Below are 21,970 nucleotides of genomic sequence, written 5' to 3'. Positions count from 1 at the left end.
TACATTCTCCACCCACTGACGAAGCTTTACTGACCGCAACCAGTCGCCTGAAATCGCAACCGGGCAGCTTCTCGCTGATCTGTTAAAGTTCACATCGCACAAATCGAAAATCCGGGGGGATGACTACCTCAAAAACAGTGGGAGCGATTACACGGTCGATGTCGACGCCATGCTCTCCGACATGCCCGGTTTCAAGGCTTCGGCGGACGATCAAGCGACCAGTTCGCTAGCGCAGACCCGAAACATGCTGCCAGCAGGCTATGAAGGGCCTGTCGTCTTCGAGGGAACCTACGGCGGCGATTACGGCAGATTTGAGCCGGAATTGGCTTCGAATCCGGATTGGTACATGGCAGTGCATGCATACAGCTTCGAGTCCAGCGGCGTTGCGATACCTAGCTCAGACGGAGATGGATATGAAGTTTCCTACCAGACCAGCGTGTACGACTACTACAACTGGGACACAACTGACAAGCACTGGTACCCAGAACCTTCTGATCTCAACGATCTGCACCGAGCAGGCTGGGGTCAAAACTTCGACGTAGTCGGAACATCCGGAACCCGAAACACCTCCTGGTCAACGCCGAGGTAGAGGGTGCGGCCAACTGATGCAACACGCAGACAAAGGATTACGCAATGAGACGACCGTCGGCAATGACCCAACTATTGCCGCGTTGTTCAGTCCGCGCTCTCGTCCCAGCTCTTGTAGTCGCGACAGGTGTCACGGGTTGCGCGTTCGGCATTGACATCGATACAGACGATCCCGCGGAGGCCGCGACTGTACTGAAAGTCTCGCTACCTGACAGCGCCGAAGAAGTTCAGGCCTACAGCGATTCCTCGGCGAAGGGAAACTGCACTGACTTATCGTTCCTGATGCCCACGGATCAGTGGCATCCGTACGTATCTGCCTACTTCCCAGGGCAGTTGTCAGAGGCATTCGCGAACATTCTGGTGTGCAACAGTCCCCGACCCCCATGTCCGGAGAAAGATCGTGCCTCTCGATTCGAAGCACACGACCGCATTCTGGTGGACAATTCCCCTCAGGACCGGACCGTGTTAGTCATCACGGAGTGCACGCCAGGACAGACTCTGATTGCGTGGAAGAGCAGCAAAAGCTGACGGACAGCACCATCTCTTCGCTAGGACGTCAGAAGGCCGGTCAGTAGCAAGGTTGCCAGCGAAACGCTTGGACCTACTCGCGCCACAGTCACCTCCATCGGCTTTGGCGAACGGCGCGTTTTATGGCCTCCGACCATACGACTTACAAACCGCGGGCCGCCTCGCAATAGTCATTTGTACTGGTCATCTCCATCAAAGCGTATGCAGGATGAGGACGAAATCAGCTCGTACGATCGGGTGCCGTCTTGTCCGACGTCAACCCACAGCTGGACAGCATAACCAGCGTCGTTCTCGATCCACTTGTTCTCTGAATTAAGCTTTGCCGGATTGTCGAAATACGAATATTGGCGAGCTTCTAGCGCAGCAAAACCCATGTTGATTTGTTCAATTTCGAGAGGGGTGGGCTCCAGCAAACTCTGAGCGACCCGCATACTCCAGGGAGGCCCTGACGCAAAGCTGTTCTTCCCGGTCGTGCACCCGGTCATGTTGGGCGGAGGAGACAATGGGTTCTCCGGGAACGGGTAATTAGGATCCCACGAGGGAACGACTTCATGAAGGTTATTGTTTATGACCCGCCACGCTTTGTCGCGTGGGATGTCGCGAACTTGCACCTCCGCGTCGTTATAGCTATAGCACCCGGCCAGGAGAAGGACCGCAACAACAGCCATTAAAACCACCGGACGGGTTTTCATGATCACCACGGCAGTTTCGGCGGAACGTCGGGGAGGGGTCCTGGCAGGTCGAGATCCCCGTGAAGCGGATCGGTGGGCTCACCAGGATTCCAGCCACGTAGCTGGGAGATCGTCGGACGCATCAGCGCGGCATCAACCTGGTGAAGGAATCGGCAGTGGTGCGATCGTTCTCACTGGACGTCACCGTGAAGGTTCGCAGACTCTCACCAAGCGTCGTCAGTCTGGCGCCAATCGACTCGGTCGCGTTGGTGGCGGCCACATTGCACGCCACAACCGCAGCGAAGGTTCGTGATCCCGCGCCACTGGCACACGCCATGCCAGAGAAATCGAGACCGTTTACAACGACGCCCTGTTGCTGCCACGTGCTTGCGGTCGCCATGACCTCCGCCGGACTGATACTGAACGTCTCGCTGACATCGTTCGGAGCCACCCCTACCCCCAGACTCATCCGCGCCGAGCGCGGTCTACTTACGTTCGGCCTTCACGAAAAGCGGATGACCGAACGACTCCCCCGGTCGGAAATGGTACATCGCCCGCCTGACAGTCGCTCGCGGTGCAGTACGCCACTCGACGGGCCGCATCTGATCCCCTCAGCACCTAGATGCCCCCACTCGCAACGCCAGTCACAACCCGCTCACGAAACCCGAGTTTGCTCGGTCCGTAGGCCGAGCAAACTCGAGAACAATGAGCGAATGCGTTGCGCTAGCGGACGGTCAGGACACCACATGCCGGTCGGCAACAGTGAGCGCGGCATCGAGGATGGCCAGGCCCTCTCGTACCTCGTCGGCGCTCACCGTGCACGGCGGCACCGCGTGGATGCGGTTGAAGTTCGCAAACGGCAACAGTCCCTTCGACTTACAGGCAGCAATCACCTCGTTCATGGCGGTGCTGGTACCCCCATATGGCGCCATCGGCTCACGCGTGGCCGGATTGGCCACCAACTCGATGGCCCAGAACACTCCGAGCCCCCGCACCTCGCCGACCGACGGGTGACGGGTAGCCAACTCCCGCAGTCCCGGACCGAGAACGTCGGTACCGATACGGGCCGCATTCTGGACGATCTTCTCTTCCTCCATCGCATTGATGGTGGCGACCGCCGCCGCCGTGGCGAGCGGATGGCCGGAGTACGTCAGGCCGCCCGGGTACGGTCGGTCAGCGAAGGTCGCGGCGATGGCATCGCTGATGGCAACGCCGCCGAGTGGGACATACCCGGAATTCACACCCTTGGCGAAGGTGATGAGATCCGGGGTGACGTCGAAATTGTCGATGGCGAACCACTGCCCGGTTCGCCCGAACCCGGCCATCACCTCGTCGGCGATGTAGATGATCCCGTAGCGGTCGCAGATCTCTCGGACGCCCGCCAGATATCCCGGTGGCGGCACCATGATTCCAGCGGTGCCGGGCACAGACTCGAGGATGATCGCCGCTATCGAAGCGGGGCCCTCCATGGCGATCAGTCGGTCGAGATGCTCAAGCGCCCGGTCGCACTCCTGTTGCTCATCAGCCGAATGAAAGGTGGAGCGATAAAGGAATGGCCCGTCGAAATGGACTGTGCCACTGGTCCCGTAGTCGTTTGGCCAACGCCGGGGATCGCCGGTCAGATTGATTGCCGTGTCGGTACCACCGTGGTAGGAGCGGTAACGCGAGAGCACCTTGTATCGCCCGGTGTGTAGCCGCGCCATGCGCACCGCATGCTCCACCGCATCGGCACCACCGTTGGTGAAGAACACGCGGTTCAGGTCGCCAGGTGTTCGCTCGGCGATCAGCCGGGCAGCCTCGGACCGTGCGGAATTGACGTGTTGTGGCGCGACGGTGCAGAGCTTCGCCGCCTGTTCGGCGATCGCGGCAACAACTTTCGGATGTTGGTGCCCGATGTTGGTGTTGACCAGCTGCGAGGAGAAATCGAGCAACCGATTGCCTTCGCCGTCCCAGATGTACGAGCCCTGCGCGGCAACGATTGTCATCGGGTCGATCTTGGCCTGTGCCGACCACGAATGGAACACGTGTGTGCGATCGAGTTCGTAAGCACGTCGACCCTCGGCCAGTGCGGAGTCGATGTCGTGGCCAATGGGGAGAGTGGAAGCTACTGCAGTCATGGGAAACTCCGTGCGTCAGTTGTTCTGCGGGAAACCGAGATTGATGCCGCCGTGGCTCGGGTCGAGCCAGCGGGTGGTGACCACCTTGGCGCGGGTGTAGAAGTGCACGCCTTCGGTGCCGTGCGCGTGAGTGTCGCCGAACAACGAGTTCTTCCAGCCGCCGAAACTGTAGTACGCGGTGGGCACAGGGATCGGAACATTGATGCCCACCATGCCGACCTCGATCTCGTTCTGGAACCGACGTGCCGCGCCACCGTCGTTGGTGAAGATGGCCGTGCCGTTGCCGAACGGCCCGGAGTTCACCAGATCGATGGCCTCGTCGTAGGTGTCCACTCGAACTACGGACAGGACGGGACCAAAGATCTCGTCGGTGTACACACTCATGTCGGTGGTCACGTGGTCGATGAGCGTTGGGCCGAGCCAGAATCCGCCCAAACCACCGTCAGCCTGCACCTGGCGTCCGTCGACCACGATGGTCGCGCCGTCGGCTTCACCGGCGTCGACGTAGGAGGCAACCTTGTCGCGGTGGGCCTTGGTGACCAGCGGCCCCATGTCGGTGCCGCGGGTTCCGTCGCCGATCTTCAGGCCCACGGTGCGGTCGGCGATCTTGGCCACGAGTTCATCGGCGATGCCGCCGACGGCGACGAGCGCGGAGATCGCCATACACCGCTCCCCCGCCGAGCCGAAGCCGGCATTCACCATGGCATCGGCTGCCAGGTCGAGGTCTGCATCGGGAAGAACGATGGCGTGGTTCTTGGCCCCGCCGAGTGCCTGCACACGCTTGCCGTGCGCTGTTGCCGTCGAATAGACGTACTGCGCAATGGGCGTGGAGCCGACGAACGAGATGGCTTTGACCACAGGATTGGTCAGCAATTCGTCGACGGCGACCTTGTCACCCTGCAGCACGTTGAACACGCCCGCCGGCAGACCTGCCTCGGCCCAGAGTTCGGCGATCCACAACGCCGCCGACGGGTCCTTCTCACTCGGCTTGAGCACCACGGTGTTTCCCGCGGCGATGGCGATCGGGAAGAACCACATCGGGACCATGGCCGGGAAGTTGAACGGGGAGATGATGCCGACCGGCCCGAGCGGCTGACGAAGCGACGCGACATCAACCTTGGTCGAGGCGTTCTCTGTCATCCCGCCCTTGAGCAGATGGGCTATGCCACAAGCGAATTCGACCACTTCCTGGCCGCGACTGATCTCACCGAGCGCATCACTGACCACTTTGCCGTGTTCGGCGGTGATGATCTCGGCCAGCTCGCCCTTGCGCGAGTTCAGCAACTCGCGGAAGGCGAACAGCACGGACGTGCGCTTGGCCAGTGATGTGTCTCGCCACTGCGGAAATGCAGCTCGCGCGGAATCGATCACCGCACGAGCGTCGTCGACATCCGCCAATGCCACGTTCCCGGTGATCTCACCGGTCGCGGGATTGGTGACCGGGGCAGTGCGGTCGGCCGCGCCGGCGAAGGCTTGGCCCCCACTCCAATGGCCGATGGTTGACACGGTGGTGGCGGGTTTGTCGGCAACGGTCTGCGTCACGGGGGTCCTATCGTCAAAGGGACTTCTCTGGGTTCCAGCATTCACGCTGACCAGTCCCGATGGGGCCGACAGTATGTATTCTTCAACTTCGATTGCCTTACACTGTGTCAATGCAGCCGACGGTCGCGGACATCCTCGCACTCCCAGTGGTCCAGGCAGGGCGGCCCGAACTGGTCTCCGACGGCTCTATTGATGTGCCGGTCCGCTGGGTGCACGTCAGCGACCTCGCCGACCTGTCCGACCTGCTCGAGGGCGGCGAACTGGTGCTCACCACCGGCCGCGCGCTGGCTGACACCCCGGCGCGGGACACCTACCTGCATGGCCTGGTCACGGCGGGCGCGGTCGGACTGATCGTCGAGCTGGGGGTCCATATCGATGAGGTGCCGAGATCGGTCATCGAGGCCGGCCGCTCACTCGCCTTTCCAGTCATCGCCTTGCACCGGCAGATCCGGTTCGTGCAGCTCACCGAACAGGTGCACCGCACCATCGTCGCCGACCAGTACGGTGAACTCGAGTTCGCCCGCAGCGCTCACGAGATTTTCACCGACCTCAGCATGCGCCGTGCGAGTGTGGACGAAATCGTCACGGCCGCAGCGCACATGCTCGGGTCACCGGTGGTACTCGAAGATCTGAACCGGCAGGTTGTCGCCTTTGCCGGCGCCGAGCCCGCAACACTGTTGACCGACTGGGACCGTCGATCCCGCCTGACCCCTGAGGTCGACGTCCACAACAACGCCGACCCTGACACTTGGCTCGCCCGGCCCGTGGGCGCGCATCCCCAGACCTGGGGCAGGTTGGTCGCGCCGCAGACGCACGATGCCGGCAACCGATCGGTGGTCATCGTCGAACGAGCCGCTCAGGCGATCGCCCTCAACCGGATGACCGAGCAAGACCGCAGCTCGCTCGAACTGCGCGCGCAGGGCGGCCTGATAGACGACCTGCGGCACAACCGCATTCGCACCGAGGCAGAAGCAACGGCCAGAGCATTCGCGCTGGGGCTTCGACGCAGCCCCGCGTACATCGCGATGACAATCCGACTCCGCGATACCGGTGGCGCGGATCAGGTGCTGGTGCAGCAACGTCGAGCCCGCATTCTCGACTCGGTCACGCACACGATCAAAGTCGAACGGCACACCGCGCTCACCACGGCATCCGAGGGCGGGAGACGTATCGACGTGCTGCTGGCCCAGCGGCACACCGCTGCAACCGCTCAGCGTCTCGACACGATGACCGACGTGTGCATCGCGATCCGGCAGACCATCATGCGGGTCGAAGGCGTGACGAGATGCGCGATCGGTGTCGGCCCCGAGTCGACTCAGATCACCGATGCGGCACAGGGTCTCGACGAATCCGGTCACGTTGCCGACGTCGCGCTCGCCCTCCCCGACGAGCGCCCGTTCCATCGGTCATCCGACACCCGTCTTCGAGGACTGGTCGCGTTGATTCGCGACGATCCGCGGGTGCAAGCGTTTGCTGAAACGGAATTGCGGGGTCTGCTCGAGCACCGCGCGAAACACGGTGACGAACTGTTCGCGCTACTGCGTCGCTACCTCGACCTCGGCGGCAACAAGGCCGAACTCGCCAAAGCACTTGGGCTTTCGCGGCCTACCCTCTATGCCCGCCTCGACACGCTGTCGCGACTACTGGGCGCTGACCTCAACGACGCCGAGTCGCGCACGTCCTTACACACGGCGTTGATGATCATCGATCCATCGTGAGTGGTTCACCCGAGGAGATCCGGCAATCCGTCGGATACCTTCATCGGAAACTCCGGCGCACGCTTCTCGAGGAATGAGTTCACTCCCTCGCGAACGTCGTCGGAGGTACCGCGAACGAAGATCGCCTTCGACTCGGCGCGATGAGCGGCCTCCGGGCTGTCCGCACCGAGCATCGCCCACATCAACTGACGAGTCAGCGCCACCGAGACAGGAGCGGTACCTGTGACCAGATTCGTTGCTATCTCGATGGCCCGGTCCAGCACCTGATCCACAGGCACCACTTCACGGACCAGTCCGCGTTCCAGTGCCTCTGTCGCCGAGACCATCTTGCCGCCCATCGCCCATTCCAAGGCCGTCGAGATACCGACTATTCGGGGCAGGAACCAGTTCGAACAAGCTTCGGGAACCAAACCGCGACGCACGAACACAAAGCCGAACTTGGCTGTCTCCGAGGCAATTCGAATGTCGGCAGGCAAACTCATCGTCACTCCGACACCGGCCGCCGGGCCGTTGATGGCCGCGACCACAGGCTTGGTGGACCGATAGATCCTCAGACTCACCCGGCCGCCCTCATCGGGCGGGGCCTCGCCGCTGCCGCCGTCGTCGAGAACAAAGGTGTCGCCCCCGCCACCGAGGTCGGCTCCGGCGCAGAAGGCTCGTCCTCTGCCGGTGATGACCACTGCGCGAATCGAATCGTCGGCATCACATTGATCGAACACGTCGATCATCTGACGATGCATCTCGCTGGTGAACGCGTTTAGCCGATCCGGGCGGTTCAGCCAGACGAGCGCGATCTCACCCCGGCGCTCCAGTTCGACAACGGGTTCCGACTTCGCCTCTGCCACCGCAGCTCCTCAGATTGCCTCAAGACACATCCCACTGCGAACAAGACAATCACCAGACGGGGCGTGAGAGTGCACCGACCCGCCGGCGGCAGTCAGTCCAGAACGGTCGCCAGGTCGGCGAGAGTCTCGGCTGCGGAATACTTGGGTTCCCACCCGAGCACGTCACGCGCCTTCGACGTGTCCATCACCACCGACGTCTTGAGGATGTTGACCCACTCGGCATCCGACGGTTTGACGGGCAGACGGTTGATCACCTCGGCAACCACGTTGATCGATCCAGAGGGAACCTTCACGGGCCGGGCGCCGAGGACACGACCGATGTCCGACAACGACACCGTGCCGGAACCGGCGATGTTGTAGGCGCCGGCCGGCGCGTCGGTGGTCGCGCACAGAGCGATGGCCCGGGCGACGTCGTCGTGATGGACGAGCTGCACCGGCACCCCGGTGTCCGGGAACGGAACCTTGGCACCGGGAATGGAGCCCGCCACCTTGCGGACGGGCTCGGGGATGTAGTTCCACGGCATCGCGTCTGCCAGAGCGGTGGCCTTCGGACCGGAGACGATGCATGGGCGGAGCATGAAGAGCTCGATCGCCGAATCCTTGGTGATCTCAGCGATGACCTTCTCGACCTCGGCCTTCTGCTCGGAGTAGTAGTGCTCACTCGAACCGCGTGTGGGTACGTCCTCGGTCAGCGGCACAGGGTTGTCGGAGTGATAGCCGTAGGCCGCGACCGACGAGGTGTAGACGATGCGTTTCGGGCGCTCGGCCGCGATGGTCGCCTCGAACACATTGCGAGTGCCGGCGAGGTTGATGCGCTGCCCTTCGCTGCGCGAACCCAGGACGAGGAACGCCAGGTGCACCACCACGTCGGCGTCGCCGACCAGAGCATCAACTGCGTCGCGGTCGAGAATGTCACCTTGGCGATACTCAGTTTTGGTCCAGCCGTGCGATGACGGGTCGAACTCCCGCCGTGCCATCCCGAGGATTCGATCCACCCCCGGGTCGGCCTCCAAGGCCGTGACTGCCGAAATCCCGATTTCCCCTGTCGGCCCTGTGACCGCAACTGTGAGTCCCATGGCCGGGGAGGTACCCCGGCGCCTGCCGACTTATTCGTAGTCCGGCTAACGTCAGCTGCCGAGCACTGCTTCCAACTTCTCGCCCATCTTGTCGGCGAACGCGTGGGTCGCCTTCATCGGACGCAGCATCACGGTGAACTCGTCGATCTCTCGGTCTGGGTTCTCGTGGATGAAGTCGCACCCGTGAACGTCGAGGCCGTCGACCTTCGCCCTGAACACCAGGCCGGTGTAACCGTCGAGCGGTGAGTCCAGCTCACGAATGTATTCGAAGTCCTCGAACGTCTCGAACGCGGTGCGCAAGATGGCGGCCACCGTCTCGCGCCCTTCGTAGGGATGAAACGCCACCGGACTGTGAAAGGTGACCGATTCGGACAGCAGTGACTCGATGTCGTCAATGTTCTTCGCCTCGACTGCAGCACGGAATGCGTGCACAGGAACCTCCTCGTCGTCGCCGTGCAACCACGCTAACGGCAGGTGCTGCCCGTCGGGCGGGATTCGGCAAACGGAACCGGGCGGGCACGACACGCGCTACGCGTCGTTCACAACAGCAACTTCTTCTGCACCTTGCCCATCGCATTGCGTGGCAGCGACTCGAGCACCCGAATCTCTCTGGGTCGCTTGTGGTTCGACAGCTCTGTCGCAACCAGATCGATCAGGTCTTGCTCCACGATCCCCTCGCCCACCACACAGGCGACGATCCGCTGACCGAGGTCATCGTCCGGAACGCCGATCACCGCGGCCTCACGCACGCTCGGGTGCCCCAGGAGCACGGTCTCAATCTCCCCCGCGCCGACCCGGTAGCCTCCGGTTTTGATCAGATCCGTGGATGACCGGCCGACGATTCGGTGCATGCCGTCCGCGCCGATCACCGCGACGTCGCCGGTGGCAAACCATCCGTCCTCCAACCAGGATTCTGCGGTGGCGTCGGGCCGGTTGAGGTATCCGGCAGCCACCATCGGTCCGCGAAGCTGGAGCGCGCCAATGCTTTCCCCGTCGTGCGGGACGTCTACTCCCTCGTCGTCGCGCAGGCGCGTCTCGACGCCGGCCACCGGTGTACCCACCCAGCCGGGTCGCCGCTCGCCGTCGGCACGAGTGCTCAGGGTGATCAGTGTTTCGGTCATGCCATAGCGTTCGACGATCTCGTGGCCGGTGAGGTCTTTGATGGTGGTGAACACCGGAACGGGTAGCGGGGCACTCCCGGACACCAGGAGCCGGGCCGTTGCGAGCGCGCGCGCCGAGTCCTCGTCCGCGGCGATCCGAGCCCAGACCGTCGGGACCCCGAAATACATCGATCCGTGCGCCGCAGCGTAGGCCTCGGGGGTCGGCTTCATGGTGTGCACCAGCGAACCGCCGACGCGGAGCGGACCGAGGGCACCCAGCACCAGGCCATGCACGTGAAAGAGCGGAAGACCATGAACAAGAACATCATCCGCGGTCCACGCCCAGGCGTCGACGAGGGCGTCGAGCCCAGCCGCTATCGCACGGCGGGTCACCGGCACACCTTTGGGCAAGCCCGTTGTTCCCGATGTGTAGATGATCAACGCCGTGGAGTCCGGGTGTGGCTCGGGATGGCTGTGCCACGAGCGCGCGTACATCCGCACCGGAACCACCGGCAGACCCGGTTCAGCGGGCGCGGCCCCCAGCCACGCCTGCGCACCGGAGTCGGCGAGGATGTGCTCGCGCTCGGCCGTGCCTGAGTCGGGAGGTACCGGGACCACTGCGACACCCGCAATGAGCGCACCGACGATGGCGACCACTGTCTGGGCGGTGGGTTCGGCGAGAACCGCGATGCGCCGGGCACCACGGATCCGCTCGGCGACCGACGTCGCGGCGCCGACGAGGTCACTGCGGGACAACACCACATCCCCCACGGTCACCACCGCAGGTTTGTCGGCGCCGTTGGCGAGAGCAGACTGATTCAGCGTCGGGAAGAGAACCACGGGTTTCACCTTGTCACATCGCTGTGCCGGCCCCAGTGGTCAGCCGCCGCCCAGCATGGACTCGGGACGGAACAACTTTGGCACTGAGCCGGCCGTCACCGACTGCGCCAGGGTCTCACCCAACACCGGCGCGTGTTTGAAGAGATTGTGACCGGCCAGGACAAAGATGTGATCGGCCTGCCAGATGGCGACGCCATCATCGCCCCAGGGCAAGGTGGTGAGCCAGCAACTGATGGGCTGCAACGGCTTCGGGTCGAGGCCCGGAAGCGCCCTCGCCACATAGGCTGCGGCGCGGTCGATCAGCTCTGCCAAGGCATCCGGATCCGCCACACCACCGGGCTCGGTCGTTTCCACTTCACGGGCGATGCCCAGTCCGAACGCCGACCGATCAGGGTGCGCCGCCGCGTAGATTCCGGCCTCCTCGAACACTCCACTGCCGTCTTGCAGATTCGGCAGGGCCGCAAGGGTGTCGTCACGCACCCCGAACGACGCCCGGGCATGCGCCTTCACCGTCACCGGCAGCGACAGTCCGATGCCGGCTGCCAACTGAACCGTGCCGCGGCCCGCGCACACCACCGCGTCACCGTGGACACTCGCGTTCGAGCCGGCCCGTACTTCGACTCCTGCATCACCCAGCGGACGCACCGCCAGAACGTGGTCTGTGACAACCGGTGTGGCCAGGCTGTTCTCCAGTGCGCCGATGGCGGCCTGGGCGCGGATGGCACCTGCACGTTCGTCGAACACCGCGGGGCCGTCATACGACGCGAGAATTGGCATCAGCGAACGCAATTCGTCCCCGGACAGGTGCCGTACCGGGATGGCCGGACGCGACTCGAGGGTGTCGAACCCACCGGCCGCGACCTCTCCGAGAGCGATCGACCCGTCTGCCGAGATGAGCTCCGTGCCGAAGTCAGCGGACCACCGGTCCCAGAGCTCCCGCGCCTCGACTGCAAGATCCACCATGCGGGGATCATCATGCGCGTGGCGGAAAAGTCGTGATGCGCCAACCGATTGCCCGCCGCCCGGCGGGCCGCTGTCGTACACGGTGACGGACAGTCCACCGCGCTGTAGTGCGTAAGCGGTGGACAGGCCGACGATGCCCGCTCCGATGACAGCTACGTCTGAGGTCGGTTGCACCTCACCCACGATAGTGCCGAAGATTCGGAGGAGTCAGTGTGCGATCGACGCCGCCGCGAGTTCGGCCAGGGAGTCGAGACCTGCAAGATCGGTGCCACCGCCTCGCTCCGATGCGGTACCCAGTAGCGCCTGCAACTTCGTGTTCAACGGTGCGTCCACGCCGTGCAATCGGGCGAGCAGAGCGATCTCGCCATTGAGGTGGTCCACCTCGTGCGAGCCTGCTCCCCGCGCGAAGCTCTGCCAGGTGGACTGCTGCCCCGCGACCACGTCGATGTCGGGATCGAAGCTGGTCTGTTCGGCGTTGATCACCAGGTCGCGGGTGGCTCCGTACCCGATTTCCGCTGCGGCGAGGACCCTGCGCGCCTCGGCTTCCAGCGCCGCCCCGATCCGGACCCGATCGGACTCGGCGCCCGCGAGCACTTCGAGGCCGTTCTTGACGCTGTGGAGGATCTTGGTTGCCTTGATCTTGGTGATGTCGGAGGTCTCCGAGACGTCGATGTTCACCGCCCGCAGATCTGCGGCGAACTCGCGAATCGCGTCGGAACCGATGCCGGTGGAGCGATAGGGCTGCCCCAGGTGCACGCCGCCCAGGCTCGGCCTACCACCCACCCTCACTTCGCCGACCTCGGTGTAGCGCGCCGCGATCAAGACAGTTGCACCGATGATGTGCGCGAACCATCGGGCCACGGCTCGCTCGGCGTCGAGGCCGTTCTGCAAGGTCACCACCGGTAGCGTTTCCGCGGCAGATCCGACCACGTCACCGGCCGGCGAGTGAACGGGCTTCCACGCCAGGGTTTCCGCGACATCGCCGACGTGCTGGGTCTTGACGGCCAGCACCAGCACGTCACCGGTGCGCAAGTGCAGTTCGTCGATCGCGACGGCGTCGAGTCGAACACTTCGGGTGCCCGCAGAGGTGCGGAAGGTCAGCGGGTTGGCGCGCAGATGGTCGAGGTTTGCGCCTCGGGCCACCACCACGACCTCGGTGCGGTCACTGAGGGCGGCAGCGAAGCTGGCTCCGACTGCCCCGGCTCCGACGATCACGTATCTCGACATGAGCTGAAGCTACCGCCGCCCCCGCAGAACCAACAGGTGACAAGCTCTTTCGAATCAATCCGGTTCCATGTGGCCGACCGATCAGACATTGCGATCATCCGGAATTGGTGATCACACCGCTCGGGTGGACATGATGAACCGTGACCTCCTTTGCCCTGTGGGAACAATCGCTCACCGGTACCGTCCGCACCGGCGCACAGATCCCCGACGCGTACCGCATCGATCGTTCGGGATTCAGTCCGATCGGCGCACCAGAAGTGCTGGTGCAGGCGAAGACCATCGACGATGTTCAACACGCGGTGACCTATGCGGCGGACACCGATTGGTCGGTGGTGATCCGGGGCGCTGGAACAGGTTTGGCCGGAGGCGCCAGTGCCGGAACAGGCTCACTTGTCCTCGACGTGAGTGGCCTGAACCGCATCACCGACATCGCGCCCGCCGACGAACTCGCAGTGGTGGAACCGGGTGTCATCACGGCCGCGTTGGACGCCGAAGCGGGCCGGTACGGCTTGCGTTACGCACCCGACCCGGCAAGCGCCTCGATCTCCACCATCGGCGGCAACATCGCCACCAACGCAGGCGGTCTCCGATGCGTCAAATACGGCGTGACCGGCGACTCGGTCCTGGGACTGAGCGTTGTGCTGGCCGATGGCCGGTTGATTCACACCGGCCGCCGAACTGCCAAAGGTGTTGCAGGCCTCGACCTCACCAGTCTGTTCACCGGCTCGGAAGGGACTCTCGGGGTGATCGTGTCGGCGACGGTCCGCCTGCAGCCGACCCCCATCGACACGGTCACCGTCGCCGCGTACTTCGACGATGTCGAGCAGGCGGCCGCGGCAACCACTGCAGTTCTGGCCGCGCGTGTTCGACCCTCGATCATGGAACTGCTCGACGAGGCGTCGCTACGGCAGAGCCGGGACTTCCTCGGTCTGCCATCGGATGCCGCGGGCGCTTTTGTGGTCGCGCAGACCGATGGGTTCGGAGCTCACACCGAGGCGCGGATCGTGCAAGAAGTGTTCGGGCAGTTCAGCTATCGGGTCAGCGTGGGTGACGATCCGCAGGTGTCCGACGAGTTGCTGGCAATTCGCCGAGCAGCGCTACCTGCGTTGGAACGCCACGGCCGAGCGCTCATCGAAGACATCGCGGTGCCTCGTACCCGCATTGCCGACGCCATTCGGGCGGTCGCCGAGATCGCCACCCGGCACCGCACCGCCATCTACACGTTCGGTCACGCGGGCGACGGTAACCTGCACCCCATCATCGTGGTTGACCGCGATGACCCGGATGCATATGAGCGTGCCGTCGCCGCTGCCGACGAGATCTTCGGCACCGCACTGGCTTTGGGCGGAACCATCACCGGCGAACACGGCGTCGGGGTACTCAAACGACGGTGGCTCGAACGAGAGCTGGGACCCGACGGTGTCGAACTACAACGGACCATCCGCCGGGCACTCGACCCGACGGGGCTGTTCAATCCCGGCAAAACGGTCTGACTGCGCCGCGGCAGTCCAGGTCGGGCGTTCAGGCAGGCCCGGTGGCAACCGGATTGGCGGCGCCAGAACTCCACTGCGACCACGAGCCCGGGAACAGCGCCGCGTCCACGCCGGCGACCTTCAGCGCGACCAGGTCGACGGCGGCTGTGACTCCTGAGCCGCAGTAGACACCGACCGGTGCGGAACCGTCGGCACCGGCTGAGGCGAACAGCTCACGCAAGTCATCTGCGTCGCGGAAGGTTCCGTCTTCACCCAGGGTCGCGGTACTCGGGGCGTTCCCGGCACCCGGGATGTGTCCGGCGACCGGATCGACGGGTTCGACCTCTCCGCGGAAACGTTCGGGTGCGCGGGCATCCACCAGAACACCCGAATCGGTGAACGTGGCGACGTCCTCGGCGGTCAGGGTGGCCAGGGCCCCGCGGTAGAGATCGGTATGCGCCAGCGTGACGTCGCCGACGGCCGGTGACTCGGCACCCTTCGCCAGCTCCTCACCGGCGGCCACCCACGCACTCAACCCGCCATCGAGGATCCGAACACCTGTGATGCCGGCAGCGCTCAGTACCCACCACGCTCGGGCCGACCCGGCGCGATTCCAGTCGTCGTAGACCACCACCGGAACGCCGTCACGCACACCCCACCGGCGGGCGGCCGTCTGCAAGACGTCACCGCTGGGCAAGGGATGGCGGCCGCGGCCGGTCACCGAATGATCGGACAGTTCCGTCTCGAGGTCGACGTACACCGCGCCGGGGATGTGCCCGCTCTCGTAGTCGTCGCGGCCGTCCGGACGGTCGAGTCGCCAGCGCACGTCGAGCACCGTCACCGGGCCATCACCGGCAATCAGCGACGCCAATTCGGTTGTGGTGATCAGGACTTCGTCGCGCGAGGTCATCAGGCAACTCCTTGTAGGTGTGTTCCGGCGTCGCCGGCCTTGTCGGCAACCGTCCGGTAATGCGCGGTGACCGCTTCGACGGCAGCCTGCTCCACATCGGTGTCGATGCCGCGCCGGGCGACGAGCCGGACGTCGATGTCGCCCATGTCCGGCAGCTCGTCGACCTCCACGAGGCCGTCGGGAACCGGCCCTGAGAAAGGTAACAGGGCGATTCCGAGACCTGCGCGCGCCGCCGCGAGAACACCGTCGAGATTGCCGGACTCGGCACTGACCGTCACCGAGTAGCCGAGGTCGTCGAGCTGGGCAAGCGCGCGACGCCGCAGCCCACACGGTTCCTCGAAGGCCACCAACGGGATCGAGCCGTCGACCTGGGCGATGTTCCAGCCCGTCGCCGCCACCCACCGGAGCGCAAGGGCCCCGACCTCGGTGCCGATCGGCTCGGCGTTGCCGCCCAGCACCACAGCGAGATCGATCGCCCCTTTGTTGACCGCCTCGGCCAGCGAGGTGGATCGCTCGATGCGGAACTGCAACCACACGTCCGGGTACGCGCCGCGTAGCGCGGTCAGCAGTTCAGGCAGCAGCCCATCCGCGGCATGCTCGGTGGAACCGATGGTGAGCTTGTCCGGCACAGCCATCGAGAACCGTTGCAACACCTCGTCTTGCGCCGCAAGCAACTTCCGGGCCTCCAGGACCAGGCGCTCCCCGGCTGCGGTGAACCTGGACCCGCGGCCGTCCTTGACCACCAGGGACTGTTTCAGTCGCTTCTCGAGCAGGCGGACGTGCTGGCTCACCGTCGGCTGACTCAGATGGAGAGAATCTGCCGCGCGCCGAAAGCCTCCTGTTTCGGCTATCGCGACAAGGGTGCGCAAATGCACCAAGTCCAACGGATCCGCCATCACACACTCACCTGTTCCCGCAAAACTCGACTAGATATCTGGGTATGGACTACAGAATCCTCTATCGGCGCCGGCGATGCGCAGTTTGATTCGCGGCGCGTAAAACCCTGGCGCATCGGCCCGATGTAGGGCTATCTGATGGCATCGGCGAATGCTCTGACCTGCACATATGAGATCAGTACAACCAATTGATTCCGATCGGCAATACGAATCGGAATCGGTGATCTCAACCCTGGTTCAGGGGCCCGAACGCCCCTAGCATCCATTTCCGAACCAGGCCCGGTCTTTCGGTCCTGCTCGCCACAGACACGTCAGGAAGGACCCCCCACATGACCGCCGATCCGTCCCAGGAGTCGTTGCCGGTGCCGGCCAGTGCCGCATCGAAGGTCGAGTTCATCAGCCTCACGCACCTGAACCCGTCCACCGAGCTCAACCCGATCCCGTCTCGTGGCATCGACCTTCCGTTTTTCCGCCGCTACGTCCGGTCCCTCGAGGACGGTGGCTTCGATATGACGCTGCTCCCGTACGGGTCCAACAGCGCCGATTCGTTTGTCATGGCCTCTGCCGTAGGGCAACTCAGCAGCACGATCAAACCGATCGTCGCGCTGCGTCCCAACACGGTGTTCCCCACGGTGGCCGCGCAGCAGCTGGCTACCCTCGACCAGCTGACCGAAGGTCGCGCGCTGGTCCACCTGATCTCCGGTGGCAACGACGCCGAGCAGGCCCGCCAGGGTGACTACCTCACCAAGGAGCAGCGCTACACCCGCACCGACGAGTTCGTCGACATCCTGCGGGATTCGTGGACCAAGACAGAACCTTTCTCCCACAGTGGAACCCACTACAAGTTCGACAACTTCGGTCCCGGCTTCGCGCCGTACGGCGCGCAGGTCCCGATCTCGATCGGCGGACAGTCCGATGCCGCGTTCGAGATCGGCGGACGCAAGGCCGACATCTTCAGCTTCTGGGGAGAACCGTTGGCGGACATCAAAAGCCAGATCGAGCGGGTGCACCGTATCGCCGCCGAGTCCGGCCGCACGGATCGCCCACGAATCTGGGTGACGTTCCGCCCCATCATCGACCGCACCGATGATCTCGCGTGGGCCAAGGCTTACGACTACGTCGACCGTATCGAGGCCAACTTCTCGAAGAACCCGATGTACAAGGCCATCGCCGGTAACACCCCGCAGAACGTCGGATCTCAACGTGCACTGGACTTCGCGAACCGGAAAGACATCTACGACCGGGCCCTGTGGACCCGGACCGCGGCAGCCGTGAACGGTGCAGGCGCGTCCACGGCTCTGGTCGGCAGCGCCGAGACGGTGGCGGCCGCCATCCTCGACTACATCGACCTGGGCGCCGATCTCGTCTCCATCCGTGGATACGACACCCTCAACGACGCCATCGACTACGGCCGTTACGTGGTGCCGCTGGTCCGTCAGGAACTCGCGCACCGGGAGGCCACCGGCAAGCGCGGCACACTGCAGTCCGATCATCTCGGTGCCTTCGCGACGGCCGGACAGGCATGACGGTCACCTCGGTGCGGGCCGTGACGCTCCCGACACCCGACCTCTCACCGTCGGGCCTCAAGGCGCTGACCGCCGAAGTCGCTTCCACCGCTGAGCAATACGACCGAAGTGGAGATATCCCGGTGGCCGGCCTGGCTGCCGCCCATCGGGGCGGGTACCTCACGGCCACCGTGGCAGCACGGTTCGGCGGTCCCGAGGCCGGACCGTTCGAGGTCGTGCAGATCCTCTCCGCGCTCGGTGAAGGCGACCCGTCTGTGGCACTCATCGCCGCCAACAACCTGGCGATCCACCAGATGCAGGCGGCCACGAACTCGTGGCCCACCGACCTCTACGACGACCTGCTCCGGCAGTCGGCGCAGGGACCGGCCCCGGTCAACGTGATCCGCGCCGAGCCGGAACTGGGCGCACCGGCCCGCGGCGGTCTGCCCAAGACCATCGCGCAGCGGACTGCACACGGTTGGACCCTCACCGGTCGCAAGACCTTTGCCACCGGAGGCACGGCACTGGCGTACCACCTGGTCTGGGCGATCACCGATGAAGAGGAGCCGAGGGTCGGGCACGTGATCGTTCCCGCCGACTCCGCCGGGATCACCTGGCACCAGACCTGGGATCACCTGGGGCTGCGCGCCTCCAACACCCACGACGTCAGCTACGCAGGTGTCGAGGTCGGCGAGGAGAACTTCCTCGAGATCCCGAAGACCGATGGCGTCTACCGCGACCCCGCAGTGGCCACCGGCCCAACGGGTTTCGGCCATCCCGCGCTGTACGTCGGAGTTGCGCGGGCGGCCCGTACGGCATTCGTGACATACGCCCGTGAACGCGTACCGACCGCGTTGGGCCGTCCCATTGCCGAGACCGAACGCATCCAGGCCATCGCCGGTGAGATCGACGCCCAGATAGTGCAGGCCGAAACCCTGCTCTACGGAACACTTCTGCGCGTCGCCGCCGACGATCCGGCCGTGGCGGCAGGCCTGTCGCTGGTCAAGGTCCAGATCGCCCGGTCGGTGATCGCCGCAGTCCAGACCGCGGTCGCCGCCCTCGGCAACGCCGCACTGACCCGGCACAATCCGCTCGAACGACACCTGCGCGACGTGCTCTGTGTTCGCGTGCATCCGCCCCAGGAAGACACCGCTCTGCTGGCCGCCGGTCGCTCACTCCTGCGCGGCTGATCCCGCTCGACCGCTTCATCAACTCACCCGAAAGAAGAACCACGACAATGCGTCAACACACCCGCACGAGATCCGGCCGATGGAAGGTCGCAGGCGCACTCGCCCTGATGTCGACCCTGGTCGCGACCGCGTGCAGCTCCGGCGGAAACGCCGAATCCGGCCCCAGCGGCGACGCCGCCAATCCCGTCCGCGGCGGCACACTCGACATCGCCTACTTCCCGGACAATCCCACCTTCACCTGCGTTGACCCGTTCCAGACCTATTGGATCGAGCACCGCTCGGTGATCCGCAACATCGCGGATTCGTTGACCGACCAGAACCCGGACACCGGCGAGATCGTGCCGTGGCTGGCGAGCAAGTGGGAGATCAGCCCGAACGGCCTCGACTACACCTTCACCCTGCGTGACGGCGTGACCTTCTCCGACGGAGCACCGCTGAACGCCGAGGCCGTCAAGACCAACTTCGACGGGTTCATCGACCTGGCCAGGACCAGCGGCGGAACGGCCTTCGGCGCCAGCTACATCCTCGGCCTCGAATCGGCCACCGTCGTCGATCCGCAGACCGTGAAGTTCCACTTCACCCAGCCGAACTCGTCCTTCCTGCAGGCGACGTCCACCACAAACCTCGCCTTGATCTCGCCGGCGTCGTTCCAGAAGACGCCGGAAGAGCGGTGCCTCGGCCAGTTCAGCGGTTCCGGTCTGTTCACGCTCGACAACTACACCCCCGGCCAGGGCATCTCGCTCAGCCGGCGGGCCGGCTACACGTGGGGGTCGAACCTCAACAAGAACACCGGGGAGGCGTACCTCGATTCGGTCAAGTACAGCTACGTCGCTGAGGACAGCGTCCGCACCGGCAACCTCGTCAGCGGCGCCGTCGACATCACCTGGCCCCGCAATCCGCTGACCGTCGAGGATCAGGAATTGATCAAGAACTCCGGCGGCTACATCGAGTCGCGGTCACTGCCCGGCGTCTCGAACACGTTGTTCCCGAACGTCAGTGCCGGCAAACCGCTGTCCGATCCGCAGGTCCGTCAGGCGCTGTACAAGGCCACCGACCTCAAGACCAACGCCGCCACCGTCTACGGCCCGGATTACCCCGTGGTCGAGGGTGTCTTCGACCTCACCACGCCGTTCTTCCAGTCGCAGGCCGGCAAGCTGGGCTTCGATCCCGAAGGTGCCGGCAAGTTGCTCGACGCCGCCGGCTGGACCAAGCCCGCCGGCAGTGATTACCGGTCCAAGAACGGTCAGCAGTTGACCCTTACCCTGCCCGTCGTCGGACAGTTCGCTGCCGGTAACGAGCTCCTGCAGGATCAGTGGCGTCAGGTCGGCATCGACCTGCAGTTGAAGGTGGTCACTCAGGCCGAGTCGATCGGTCTACTCAAGAGTGGTGGCTACGATCTGATCGGAACCTACTTCACCCGCGCCGATCCCGGTGCGCTGCAGTTCATCCTGGTCGAATCGCTCGCCAACCAGAAGGCGATTGCCAAGAACGCGGCCACCCCCGAGGTGGCGGCCCAGATCCAGCAGTTGTTCACGAAGGCCGTGCAGACCACCGACGAGGCCCAGACCAAACAGGCCTACGACGATCTGCAGAACCTGCTGATCGATCAGGGTGTCGGCTTCCCGCTGTTTGAACGCCAGCAGCTGGCCGGCGTCAGCAACAAGGTCAACGGCTTCCGGTTCACGTCCGAGAGCTTCTTGGCTCTCAACGACACGTTCCTTCAGCCGTAATCGACCACGCATCAACCGAGCTCGACCGGTTGGCCCCGGGTGAAGACCACCGGGGCCAACCGCCACAGGAAGGAACCGCAGCCATGCGCAGGTACATAGCAGGCCGAATCGCCCAGGCGGTTGTGGTGTTGTGGGCAGCATTCACGTTGACGTTCGTGATCCTCTACCTCCTGCCGAGCGATGCCGTCGGCATTCAGCTGGGCGCGGCCGGACTCGACCCGGACACCATGTCGCCGGAAGAGTTGCTGGCCGTCAAGTCCAGGTACGGACTCGACAAATCCATGATCGACCAATACTTCTCACTGCTGAGCGGCGCCGTCCGCGGAGAATGGGGCCTGTCGATCTCCAAGCAGGCACCGGTATCCGACCTGATCGCCGAACGCCTCGGCGGCACGCTGACCCTCAGTGTGCTGGCCGGGCTACTCGCAGTCATCGCCGGAACCGTCCTCGCGTACCTCGCCGCGTTCGTCCATTTCAAGCCCGTCCGGATCCTGCTGGACCGCTTGCCCGCGTTCGGCGTTGCGGTTCCGTCCTTCCTGATCGCCCTGATCCTCATCCAGGTCTTCGCATTCAACCTCGGCTGGCTGCCCTCGCAGGGATCGGGTGGTGCCGAGTACCTCATCCTGCCGGTGATCACGATGGCCATCCCCACCACGGCGGCGTTGGCGCAGGTGCTGACCCGGAGTTTCAACGAAACGCTGAGCGAGCAGTACATCGTGACCGCCCGGGCCAAGGGCCTGTCCCGCGGTGCCGTCCAGCTCAAGCATGCGTTCCGCAACGCCGCCCTGCCGGCGCTGACCATCTTCGGCCTGCTCGTCGGGGTGACGGTGACCAGCGCCATCGTGACCGAGACCGTGTTCAACCGCAACGGGATCGGCAAACTGGCACAGGAAGCGGTTCTCGCCCAGGACATCCCGGTGGTACTGGCCATCGTGACACTGGCCGCCGCCGCGTTCGTCCTGGTCAACCTGATCGTCGATCTCCTCTACCCGCTGCTGGATCCGCGCATCGCCCACACGACGAAAGTCCGCACGAAGACAAAGGTGAGCTGA

General features: G+C 64.5%; 19 protein-coding genes. 7 read left to right on the top strand and 12 right to left on the bottom strand.

From position 1 onward, the window contains the following. Positions 1 to 169 precede the first annotated feature (169 nt). A complete protein-coding gene (locus tag CSW57_RS04270) occupies positions 170 to 589 on the top strand; it encodes a hypothetical protein (RefSeq protein ID WP_099381565.1) in 420 nt (139 codons plus the stop codon). 697 nt (positions 590 to 1,286) lie between these two features. Here CSW57_RS04270 and CSW57_RS04265 read toward each other — a convergent pair. From CSW57_RS04265 to CSW57_RS04250, 4 genes are all read right to left on the bottom strand, one after another. Next, on the bottom strand, positions 1,287 to 1,814 hold the full coding sequence (locus CSW57_RS04265) for a hypothetical protein (protein ID WP_143696468.1): 528 nt from the start codon (positions 1,812 to 1,814) through the stop codon (positions 1,287 to 1,289). A gap of 115 nt (positions 1,815 to 1,929) precedes the next feature. After that, positions 1,930 to 2,238, bottom strand: a complete 309-nt coding sequence (locus CSW57_RS04260; protein ID WP_099381563.1) for a hypothetical protein — start codon at positions 2,236 to 2,238, stop codon at positions 1,930 to 1,932. A gap of 283 nt (positions 2,239 to 2,521) precedes the next feature. Further along, positions 2,522 to 3,904: an aspartate aminotransferase family protein gene (locus CSW57_RS04255; RefSeq protein ID WP_099381562.1), complete on the bottom strand. Its 1,383-nt coding sequence runs from the start codon at positions 3,902 to 3,904 to the stop codon at positions 2,522 to 2,524. Between the two features lie 15 nt (positions 3,905 to 3,919). Beyond that, on the bottom strand, positions 3,920 to 5,410 hold the full coding sequence (locus tag CSW57_RS04250; RefSeq protein WP_099382041.1) for a CoA-acylating methylmalonate-semialdehyde dehydrogenase: 1,491 nt from the start codon (positions 5,408 to 5,410) through the stop codon (positions 3,920 to 3,922). Positions 5,411 to 5,556: 146 nt separating this feature from the next. Here CSW57_RS04250 and CSW57_RS04245 point away from each other — a divergent pair, with 146 nt between their 5' ends. Continuing rightward, positions 5,557 to 7,164 (top strand): PucR family transcriptional regulator, encoded by a 1,608-nt coding sequence (locus tag CSW57_RS04245; protein WP_099381561.1) that lies wholly within the window; start codon positions 5,557 to 5,559, stop codon positions 7,162 to 7,164. Positions 7,165 to 7,169: 5 nt separating this feature from the next. On the opposite strand, the gene CSW57_RS04240 is transcribed toward CSW57_RS04245, so the two are convergent. The 6 genes from CSW57_RS04240 to CSW57_RS04215 form a co-directional block, all read right to left on the bottom strand. Further along, positions 7,170 to 8,009, bottom strand: a complete 840-nt coding sequence (locus CSW57_RS04240) for an enoyl-CoA hydratase-related protein (RefSeq protein WP_099381560.1) — start codon at positions 8,007 to 8,009, stop codon at positions 7,170 to 7,172. Positions 8,010 to 8,101: 92 nt separating this feature from the next. Beyond that, entirely contained in the window at positions 8,102 to 9,085 is a 984-nt protein-coding gene (locus CSW57_RS04235; RefSeq protein ID WP_099381559.1) for an SDR family oxidoreductase, read from the bottom strand. A gap of 51 nt (positions 9,086 to 9,136) precedes the next feature. Next, the gene (locus tag CSW57_RS04230) at positions 9,137 to 9,517 is read right to left on the bottom strand and encodes a nuclear transport factor 2 family protein (protein ID WP_099382040.1); all 381 of its coding nucleotides are present in this window, start codon (positions 9,515 to 9,517) and stop codon (positions 9,137 to 9,139) included. 107 nt (positions 9,518 to 9,624) lie between these two features. Continuing rightward, positions 9,625 to 11,025 (bottom strand): acyl-CoA synthetase, encoded by a 1,401-nt coding sequence (locus CSW57_RS04225; protein ID WP_370623901.1) that lies wholly within the window; start codon positions 11,023 to 11,025, stop codon positions 9,625 to 9,627. A 39-nt stretch (positions 11,026 to 11,064) separates the two neighbouring features. Continuing rightward, positions 11,065 to 12,162 (bottom strand): NAD(P)/FAD-dependent oxidoreductase, encoded by a 1,098-nt coding sequence (locus tag CSW57_RS04220; protein WP_099382038.1) that lies wholly within the window; start codon positions 12,160 to 12,162, stop codon positions 11,065 to 11,067. A 33-nt stretch (positions 12,163 to 12,195) separates the two neighbouring features. Beyond that, a complete protein-coding gene (locus CSW57_RS04215; RefSeq protein WP_223249021.1) occupies positions 12,196 to 13,215 on the bottom strand; it encodes a ketopantoate reductase family protein in 1,020 nt (339 codons plus the stop codon). Between the two features lie 140 nt (positions 13,216 to 13,355). Between CSW57_RS04215 and CSW57_RS04210 the strand changes: the two genes are divergently transcribed. After that, entirely contained in the window at positions 13,356 to 14,708 is a 1,353-nt protein-coding gene (locus CSW57_RS04210) for an FAD-binding oxidoreductase (RefSeq protein ID WP_099381558.1), read from the top strand. 28 nt (positions 14,709 to 14,736) lie between these two features. Here CSW57_RS04210 and CSW57_RS04205 read toward each other — a convergent pair whose 3' ends face one another. Together CSW57_RS04205 and CSW57_RS04200 are read right to left on the bottom strand one after the other, a co-directional pair. After that, positions 14,737 to 15,597, bottom strand: a complete 861-nt coding sequence (locus tag CSW57_RS04205) for a sulfurtransferase (protein ID WP_099381557.1) — start codon at positions 15,595 to 15,597, stop codon at positions 14,737 to 14,739. Then, positions 15,597 to 16,493, bottom strand: a complete 897-nt coding sequence (locus tag CSW57_RS04200; RefSeq protein ID WP_099381556.1) for a LysR family transcriptional regulator — start codon at positions 16,491 to 16,493, stop codon at positions 15,597 to 15,599. The genes CSW57_RS04205 and CSW57_RS04200 overlap by 1 nt, the downstream gene beginning before the upstream one ends. Before the next feature lie 329 nt (positions 16,494 to 16,822). Between CSW57_RS04200 and CSW57_RS04195 the strand changes: the two genes are divergently transcribed. From CSW57_RS04195 to CSW57_RS04180, 4 genes are all read left to right on the top strand, one after another. After that, complete coding sequence (locus tag CSW57_RS04195; protein WP_099381555.1) at positions 16,823 to 18,019, top strand: LLM class flavin-dependent oxidoreductase; 1,197 nt, start codon at positions 16,823 to 16,825, stop codon at positions 18,017 to 18,019. After that, complete coding sequence (locus CSW57_RS04190) at positions 18,016 to 19,188, top strand: acyl-CoA dehydrogenase family protein (protein ID WP_099381554.1); 1,173 nt, start codon at positions 18,016 to 18,018, stop codon at positions 19,186 to 19,188. The genes CSW57_RS04195 and CSW57_RS04190 overlap by 4 nt, the downstream gene beginning before the upstream one ends. 47 nt (positions 19,189 to 19,235) lie before the next feature. Further along, on the top strand, positions 19,236 to 20,918 hold the full coding sequence (locus CSW57_RS04185; protein WP_099381553.1) for an ABC transporter substrate-binding protein: 1,683 nt from the start codon (positions 19,236 to 19,238) through the stop codon (positions 20,916 to 20,918). Between the two features lie 83 nt (positions 20,919 to 21,001). Beyond that, a complete protein-coding gene (locus CSW57_RS04180; RefSeq protein ID WP_099382036.1) occupies positions 21,002 to 21,970 on the top strand; it encodes an ABC transporter permease in 969 nt (322 codons plus the stop codon).

Origin of the sequence: Williamsia muralis (assembly GCF_002735905.1) — a bacterium.
In the GTDB taxonomy this organism is placed as follows: domain Bacteria; phylum Actinomycetota; class Actinomycetes; order Mycobacteriales; family Mycobacteriaceae; genus Williamsia; species Williamsia muralis_A.
This window is presented reverse-complemented; position numbering and strand designations above follow the sequence as displayed.

Excerpts from the sequence above, each read along its gene's own strand:
- CSW57_RS04180 (WP_099382036.1), top strand. The coding sequence starts at position 21,002 with ATGCGCAGGTACATAGCAGGCCGAATCGCCCAGGCGGTTGTGGTGTTG.
- CSW57_RS04270 (WP_099381565.1), top strand. The coding sequence starts at position 170 with ATGCTCTCCGACATGCCCGGTTTCAAGGCTTCGGCGGACGATCAAGCG.
- CSW57_RS04185 (WP_099381553.1), top strand. The coding sequence starts at position 19,236 with ATGCGTCAACACACCCGCACGAGATCCGGCCGATGGAAGGTCGCAGGC.
- CSW57_RS04205 (WP_099381557.1), bottom strand. The coding sequence starts at position 15,597 with ATGACCTCGCGCGACGAAGTCCTGATCACCACAACCGAATTGGCGTCG.
- CSW57_RS04200 (WP_099381556.1), bottom strand. The coding sequence starts at position 16,493 with ATGGCGGATCCGTTGGACTTGGTGCATTTGCGCACCCTTGTCGCGATA.
- CSW57_RS04190 (WP_099381554.1), top strand. The coding sequence starts at position 18,016 with ATGACGGTCACCTCGGTGCGGGCCGTGACGCTCCCGACACCCGACCTC.
- CSW57_RS04235 (WP_099381559.1), bottom strand. The coding sequence starts at position 9,085 with ATGGGACTCACAGTTGCGGTCACAGGGCCGACAGGGGAAATCGGGATT.
- CSW57_RS04195 (WP_099381555.1), top strand. The coding sequence starts at position 16,823 with ATGACCGCCGATCCGTCCCAGGAGTCGTTGCCGGTGCCGGCCAGTGCC.
- CSW57_RS04245 (WP_099381561.1), top strand. The coding sequence starts at position 5,557 with ATGCAGCCGACGGTCGCGGACATCCTCGCACTCCCAGTGGTCCAGGCA.
- CSW57_RS04255 (WP_099381562.1), bottom strand. The coding sequence starts at position 3,904 with ATGACTGCAGTAGCTTCCACTCTCCCCATTGGCCACGACATCGACTCC.
- CSW57_RS04215 (WP_223249021.1), bottom strand. The coding sequence starts at position 13,215 with ATGTCGAGATACGTGATCGTCGGAGCCGGGGCAGTCGGAGCCAGCTTC.